Origin of the sequence: Pseudomonas sp. MWU16-30323, from assembly GCF_020515595.1 — a bacterium.
In the GTDB taxonomy this organism is placed as follows: Bacteria; Pseudomonadota; Gammaproteobacteria; order Pseudomonadales; family Pseudomonadaceae; genus Aquipseudomonas; species Aquipseudomonas yamanorum.
The window spans coordinates 1-6,918 of record NZ_JAIWYM010000065.1 but is presented as its reverse complement, the minus strand read 5'-3'; the positions used below and the strand labels follow the sequence as shown (position 1 = coordinate 6,918).

Below are 6,918 nucleotides of genomic sequence, written 5' to 3'. Positions count from 1 at the left end.
ACCACGCTGGCCGAAGCGAGGTGCCGAGTGGTGGGGCAAAAGCGGAACCGATACAAGCCATCACCTAAATAACGGATATCCCCCCAATCCGCGCCCGCGCCCGCAGCGCCTCCCCAGGCAACCCCAAAGCCTCATACACCACCACCAAAGCCCGATTCGTCGGCACATCCAGCCCGTCATACCGCCGGCGCAATTCCAGCGTCTGCTGCGCCCCAAGCCAATCCCCAACCCGCAACCGTGCATCCAGCTCCACCTGCGCAAACAAATCCCGCTGCGCATGACTCCCGCCAATCTCATTCAGCCGCGGCAACGCTATCCCCAGCTGTTCCAACGCCCGCCGGGCATCCCCCCGGGCATGCGCCAACAACCCCTCAGCCAACGGCAACGTCACTTCCCCCCAAACCGGCCGCGCTTCCACACTGTGCCTGCGCAAAGCCGCCAACAACTGATCCGCCTCAGGCTTGCCCGCCCGGGCCAACCCATACAAATACTGCACACTCAAAAACGGCTGTACCGCATCCCCAACCCGACGCTGCAGGTAGGGCGCCAACGCCTGCCACCGCTCACCCACATCAATCCCGGCCAGCTCCAGCCGCGCCAGCAATGACACCGCGCCCACCTGATCCTGGGAGTACTCCGGCAAGATCCCCCACACATGCCGGTCATAAATCTCCAGCACCCGCTGATCCTCCCCGCGCCCCAGATAAAACAACGCGAGATGCCACCAGTTATGGGTGTACATGAACGAGTTAAGCCCGTCCCAGTGCTGCTTCACGCTCTCCAGAAACCCGATGCCTTCCTCGATACGCCCCTGGGTCAGCATCACATGGGCCAATGCGTGATGGGCCCATGGCTCGGACGCCTGCAACCGCAACGCCTCAAGCGCACTGGCCTTGGCTTCCTCCAGCAAATGACACTGCTCATACGCAAACGCCAGTAGCCCGTGACTGTGGGCGATATCCGGCGCGCCGGCGGTGGCCTTCAACCCGATCCGCAGCAGCGCCGGCCAGTTGCCCCGGTTGAATTCCAGGTACTGGTTGAGCTTGGCCGCAAGCAGGTCCCGCGGATAAAGATCCAGCAGATGCTCGCTGAGGCGCAGCACTTCATCCAGCTCGTCGTTGATCCAGGCTTGCAGCACTTGCAGATACACGAGCGCCCGGGGATGCCGGGAGTTCACCGCCGCCGCCCGCTGGCGGTACTTCTCGGCCAGCACAGGGCCCTCGGGCGACTCGATAAACATCAGCAGCAGGCCGGCAAATCCGTTGGCCAATGCTGAGTCGGGGTCGGCATCGGCGACCGCGAGGATGCCCTCGGCACGGGGCTGATAGCCGAGAAAACCGCCGACGAAATCATCCAGGCCCTGACGGGTGGCGGGGTTGAGGGTGTCGATGGGGTTGCCCAGGTAATCCAGTGACATGCGCTTCAAACTCATGGGTTCAGATAGCGGTTAGACGGGCAAACCTTGTGCCAGTGATGGGGCCCTCAAACTTCAAACCTTACCGTAGCAGCTGCCGAGCCTTGTCGAGGCTGCGTTGGCGGCATACCTGACACACCGCAGACGCAGCCTCGCCAAGGCTCGGCAGCTGCTACGCACAACCATTCCTCAAGAGGGCGGGCTGTTGCTTTTTCCACACTCGTCCCGGCCACTGTGGTTTTTTCATCACTGCCAAGGTCTACGACGCCCGCAAACGCGGCCCGTCGCCCCATGGCACAGCCCTTGCTAAATCCCTGACAAAACCTTAGCCAAGGAGTCTCCATGCGCCCTTTATCTTTTCGCCGTGTCCTTTCATACCTGGGACTTGGCGCCGTGCTGCTGGCCGGCACCGCTCAGGCGCAACCCCATGACGGCGGGGTGCTGAACCTGGTGGCCCAACCCGAACCGCCGTCGCTGATGCACGGCGTGGTCAGCCACGTGTCCACCCAGTACGTCAGCGGCAAGATCCTCCAGGGCCTGCTGACCTTCGACACCGACCTGAAACCCAAACCGGTATTGGCCAAGGCCTGGACCGTTTCCCCCGATGGCCTGACCTACACCTTCGATTTGCAGGACAACGTGCGCTGGCATGACGGCCACGCGTTCACCGCCGATGACGTGGTGTTCAGCTTCCAGACCTTCTACCCCGAAGTGGACAAGCGCCTGGGCGGGGTCTTCACCGAGTACGTCGACAGCATCACCGCCAAGGACCCGCTGCAGGTGGTGTTCCAGCTCAAGAAACCCTTCGCGCCGTTGCTCTCGGCCCTGGGCAGCGGGCTGCGGCCTGTGGTGCCCAAGCACCTCTACGAGAACACTGACTTTCGTAACAACCCCTATAACCTCAAGCCTGTCGGCACCGGCCCGTTTGTGTTTGTGGAGTGGAAACGCGGCGCCTATATCAAGCTGGCAAAGAACCCCGACTACTGGAAAAAGGGCCTGCCACACCTGGATGCGATCATCTTCCACGTGATCCCGGACGGCTCGTCCCGCGCTGCGGCGTTCGAGCGCAACGACGTGCAGGTGCTGCGCAGCGGTGATGCCGACTATTCCGACCTCAAGCGCCTGACCGCCTTGCCGGACGTGCAGTCGTCGGAAAAAGGCTGGGAGCTGTATTCCGGCCTGGCCTTCCTGCAGATCAATACCCGCAAGCCGCCGCTGAACAACCCCAAGGTGCGCCAGGCGATCCTGTATGCGCTGAACCGCCAGTTCATCGTCGACAACATCTTCTTCGGTTCGGGCAAGGTTGCCCCCGGCCAGTTCGTGTCCACCTCGCCGTACCACGACCCGCAATTGCCGCAGTACACCTATGACGTGAAAAAAGCCAAGACGCTGATTGCCGAGTCCGGCGTGGACGTGGGCGCCGTGCGGATTCGCCTGCTCAACGGCGAGAAGGGCGGTGCCTGGGAGCGCCTGGCCGAATACACCAAGCAAGCCCTGCAGCCGCTGGGCTTCAAGGTACAAGTGGTGACGTCCGACGCCGCCACCTGGTTCCAGCGCGTCAGCGACTGGGACTTCGACCTGACCTACAACTTCATCTTCCAGATCGGCGACCCGTACCTGACCAACGCCTACCTGTACCGCTCCGACTACATCCTCAAGACTTCGCCATTTGCCAACGTCAGCGGCTACAACAGCCCCGAGGCCGATGCCCTGTGGACCCAGGTCGCCAACACCCCGGAAGGCCCGGAACGCACCAGGCTCTATAGCCAGTTGGAAAACGTGCTGAACACCGACCTGCCGATCGCGCCGATCTTCGAAATGCGCTACCCGACACTGTTCCACAAAGAGGTGAAGAACCTGCTGCAAACCGCCACCAGCCTTAACGAAGACTACGAAAGCGTCTACCTCGACGCGCCTGCACCATGAACGGGTTGCTGTATTTCAGCGGTCGCCTGCTCAAGGCACTGTTGATGATTGTGGCGGTGCTGGTGCTGGGCTTTTTACTGATCCGCCTGGCGCCGGGTGACCCGGCGCTGCTGTTGGCCGGCGAGGCGGGGGTGGACGATGTGCAGTTCATCGAACACCTGCGCCAGACCATGGGCCTGGACAAGCCGTTGCTCCAGCAGTTGCTGATCTACCTGGGCAATATCGCCCATCTGGACCTGGGTTATTCCTACCGCAACCAGACCTCGGTGTGGTCGCTGATTGCCGAGCGCTTGCCGGCAACACTGGCCCTGATGGGCTCGGCATTTTTGCTCTCGTCGGTGCTTGGCGTCACCCTGGGGACGTTGGCCGCCCGGGCCCGACAGAAGCATCACTGGCTGGATGGCGTGATCTCCCACGGCGCATTGCTGCTGTATGCGATGCCGCCATTCTGGCTGGCGATGCTGCTGATCCTGTTGTTCTCCGTCAGCCTCGATTGGTTGCCGGCGTTTGGCATGGAAACGGTGGCACAGGACTTTTCCCTGCTCGACCGGCTCAAGCACCTGCTGCTGCCGTGCGTGTCGTTGAGCGTGCTGTTCCTCGCCTTGTATATCCACCTGACCCGCGCCGCCGTGCTCGACGCCCTTGGCCAGGAATACGTGCGCACCGCCCACGCCAAGGGCCTGCACCCGCGGCGGATTTTGTACGTGCATGTGTTGCGCAATGCGCTGTTGCCGGTGGTGACCTTTGCCGGTTTGCAACTGGGCCAGTTGGCCAGCGGCGCGTTGCTGGTGGAGGTGGTGTATTCCTGGCCGGGGATTGGTCGCTTGATGTACGACTCGCTGGCCCAGCGTGACTACGGCGTGTTGATGGGCGGTTTCCTGGTGATCTCGATTCTGGTGGTGGGCTTTAACGTGTTGACCGATGTGATCTGTCGTTTTCTCGACCCGCGTATCGGTGCAGGAGTGCAAGGCTGATGCTGGTTTTCCGACGTTTTGTGCGCCAGCCTGCGGCGTTGATCGGTGCGCTGTTTTTGCTGCTGCTGACGCTGTTGGCGATCGCCGCCCCCTGGCTGACCAGCAGCTCGCCATGGGAGATGAACAGCCAGCCGATGCTCGCGCCATTCCACGACCCGGCCCATTGGCTGGGCAGTGACCTGCTCGGTCGCGACCTCGCCAGTGGCCTGCTGTACGGCGCGCGGGTGTCCCTGGCCGTGGGGGCGCTGGCCAGCCTGGCGACCCTGGTGGTGGGCCTGCTGGTCGGCGCGGTCGCCGGCTATTTCGGTGGCTGGCTCGACGGTGTGCTGATGCGCATTGCCGAGTTCTTCCAGATCATTCCGCAACTGGTACTGGCGGTGATCCTGGTGGCGATCCTTGAGCCGTCCCTGTTCTCCATCGTGCTGGCCATCGCACTCGTAGCGTGGCCGGCGGTGGCGCGGTTGGTGCGCAGTGAGTTCCTGACCCTGCGCCAGCGCGAATTCGTGCAGGCCGCGCGGGTGCTGGGGCAGTCGCCGCTGGGGATCATCGCCCAGCAGATCCTGCCCAACGCCCTGGCGCCGCTGCTGGTGACCATGACCTTTGTCATGGCCACGGCGATCCTCACCGAAGCGGCCCTGGCGTTTCTCGGCTTGAGCGACCCGGAAGCCATGAGCTGGGGCTACATGATCAATGCCTCCCGTGGCTTGCTGCGGGACGCCTGGTGGATGAGCTTTCTGCCGGGGTTGGCGATTGTGCTGTGCGTGCTGGCGGTCAATCGAGTCGGTGAAGGTTTGCGTGTGGCCTTTGAGCCCGGGAGGTCGCTATGACGTTGTTGAGTGTTGAACATTTGCGTATCGCCTTGCCGGCCGGTGCGGATCGCAGCCATGCGCTGTATGACCTGTCGCTGCAACTGAGCAGTGGCGAATGCTTGTGTGTGGTGGGTGAATCCGGTTCCGGGAAGTCAATGCTGGCCAAGGCTTTGCTGCGCCAGTTGCCGGAGCCGCTGAAGGTGGAAAGCGGGCGCCTGGTGTTTCGCGACGAAGACCTGGCCGACCGCAGCGAAGAGGCCATGCGCCAACTGCGCGGGCGGGATATCAGCATGGTGTTCCAGGAGCCCATGAGCGCCCTCAACCCACTGTTGCGGGTGGGCCAACAGATCGATGAAACCCTGCGCGCCCATGGCGTGGCGGCGGCACGGGTGCGGCGTCAGCGAGTGGTGGATTTGCTCGGTTATGTCGGCTTGCCCGACCCTGAGCGCTTGCGACTGGCGTATCCGTTTGAACTGTCTGGCGGGCAGCGTCAGCGGGTGGTGATCGCCATGGCCCTGGCGTTTGATCCGGCGCTGTTGATTGCCGATGAGCCGACCTCGGCGCTGGACGTGACCACCCAGGCGCAGATTCTCGACCTGCTGCGCAAGATCCAGCAGGACAAGGGCATGGCACTGTTGTTTATCACCCACGACTTTGCCGTGGTCGAGGCGATTGCCGACCGGGTGCTGGTGCTGGAAAAGGGCCGGGTGGTGGAGCAGGGCACGGCCCCGGCGGTGTTGCGTGTGCCCCGGGAAGATTACACCCGGCAGTTGTTGGCGGCGGTGTCGGCGCAACCGCTGGTGCCACGTACGCAGGTGGCTGGCCCTATGGTGCTGAAGGCCGAAGCGCTGGGCAAGGTGTTCCGCAGCCGCAGCGGTTGGTGGGGGCGGCGTACGACTCAGGCGTTGGATGCGGTTCAGCTGCAGTTGCGTGAAGGCGAGACGTTGGGGATTGTGGGGGAGTCGGGGTCGGGCAAGTCGACCCTGGGTCGGTGCCTGGTGCGTTTGCTGCGTGCTGACAGCGGGCGGATTGAGTGGTTGGGGCGGGAGGTCGCGGGGTTGTCTGAAGGGCGGCTGCGAGCGTTGCGCAGTGATGTGCAGATGATTTTCCAGGATCCGTTTGCGTCGCTCAATCCGCGGCAGACGGTGGGGCAGATTGTTATGACTGGGCCTTTGGTGCAGGGGGTTTCCAAGGCGGATGCCGAGCGGCGGGCCCGTGAGTTGCTGGGGTTGGTGGGGTTGCCGGCAGCGGCGTTTGAGCGGTTTCCTCATGAGTTTTCCGGGGGGCAACGGCAGCGCATAGGGATCGCCCGGGCGTTGGCGGTGGAGCCTAAGGTGTTGATCGCTGATGAGTGTGTGTCGGCGCTTGATGCGCTGATCCAGGTGCAGATTCTGGAGTTGCTGGAGTCGCTGCAGCGGCGGTTCAGGTTGAGCATTGTGTTTATTACTCATGACTTGCGGGTGGCTGCGCGATTGTGCGATCGGATTGCGGTGATGCGTCAGGGGAGGGTGGTGGAGCAGGGGGAGACGGCGGCGCTGTTTGCTGATGCGCGGCATCCGTATACGCGGGAGTTGTTGATGGCTGAGGCGATTTGACTTGGGGGGTGGGGGGTGGGGGCATATCCGTTATTCAGGTAACGGCCACCTATGGTTTCGCTCTTACAGCGAGTCACTTTGCAAAAGCGGCAAAGGCGACCTGAGTGTTAGAGCAAAAGCAGAGCCGCTTTATGTGGGAGCGGGCTTGCTCGCGAAGAACCTGAGAGCGCCGCGTTGAATCAGGATGTTCGCGTTATCGT

The 6,918-nt window shown here is 62.8% G+C and carries 5 protein-coding genes; 4 read left to right on the top strand and 1 reads right to left on the bottom strand.

Features of this window, described 5'->3' with window-relative positions; genetic code table 11:
• Positions 1-64: 64 nt before the first annotated feature.
• Positions 65-1,417 carry a tetratricopeptide repeat protein gene (locus LIY45_RS30350; RefSeq protein WP_226478678.1) on the bottom strand — a complete coding sequence of 451 codons (1,353 nt, stop codon included), beginning with the start codon at positions 1,415-1,417 and terminating at the stop codon, positions 65-67.
• A 339-nt stretch (positions 1,418-1,756) separates the two neighbouring features.
• Here LIY45_RS30350 and LIY45_RS30345 point away from each other — a divergent pair, with 339 nt between their 5' ends.
• From LIY45_RS30345 to LIY45_RS30330, 4 genes are read left to right on the top strand one after another with little or no spacing between them, the layout of a single operon-like run.
• The gene (locus tag LIY45_RS30345) at positions 1,757-3,340 is read left to right on the top strand and encodes an ABC transporter substrate-binding protein (protein ID WP_226478676.1); all 1,584 of its coding nucleotides are present in this window, start codon (positions 1,757-1,759) and stop codon (positions 3,338-3,340) included.
• The gene (locus LIY45_RS30340) at positions 3,337-4,314 is read left to right on the top strand and encodes an ABC transporter permease (protein WP_226478675.1); all 978 of its coding nucleotides are present in this window, start codon (positions 3,337-3,339) and stop codon (positions 4,312-4,314) included. Before LIY45_RS30345 ends, LIY45_RS30340 begins: the two co-directional genes overlap by 4 nt.
• Complete coding sequence (locus LIY45_RS30335) at positions 4,314-5,141, top strand: ABC transporter permease (protein WP_003210288.1); 828 nt, start codon at positions 4,314-4,316, stop codon at positions 5,139-5,141. Before LIY45_RS30340 ends, LIY45_RS30335 begins: the two co-directional genes overlap by 1 nt.
• Positions 5,138-6,718 carry an ABC transporter ATP-binding protein gene (locus LIY45_RS30330; RefSeq protein ID WP_226478673.1) on the top strand — a complete coding sequence of 527 codons (1,581 nt, stop codon included), beginning with the start codon at positions 5,138-5,140 and terminating at the stop codon, positions 6,716-6,718. Before LIY45_RS30335 ends, LIY45_RS30330 begins: the two co-directional genes overlap by 4 nt.
• Positions 6,719-6,918 lie beyond the last annotated feature (200 nt).

What these genes read in the sequence shown, in the direction of transcription:
- LIY45_RS30350 (WP_226478678.1), bottom strand. Translation starts at nt 1,417, where the DNA reads ATGTCACTGGATTACCTGGGCAACCCCATCGACACCCTCAACCCCGCC.
- LIY45_RS30345 (WP_226478676.1), top strand. Translation starts at nt 1,757, where the DNA reads ATGCGCCCTTTATCTTTTCGCCGTGTCCTTTCATACCTGGGACTTGGC.
- LIY45_RS30340 (WP_226478675.1), top strand. Translation starts at nt 3,337, where the DNA reads ATGAACGGGTTGCTGTATTTCAGCGGTCGCCTGCTCAAGGCACTGTTG.
- LIY45_RS30335 (WP_003210288.1), top strand. Translation starts at nt 4,314, where the DNA reads ATGCTGGTTTTCCGACGTTTTGTGCGCCAGCCTGCGGCGTTGATCGGT.
- LIY45_RS30330 (WP_226478673.1), top strand. Translation starts at nt 5,138, where the DNA reads ATGACGTTGTTGAGTGTTGAACATTTGCGTATCGCCTTGCCGGCCGGT.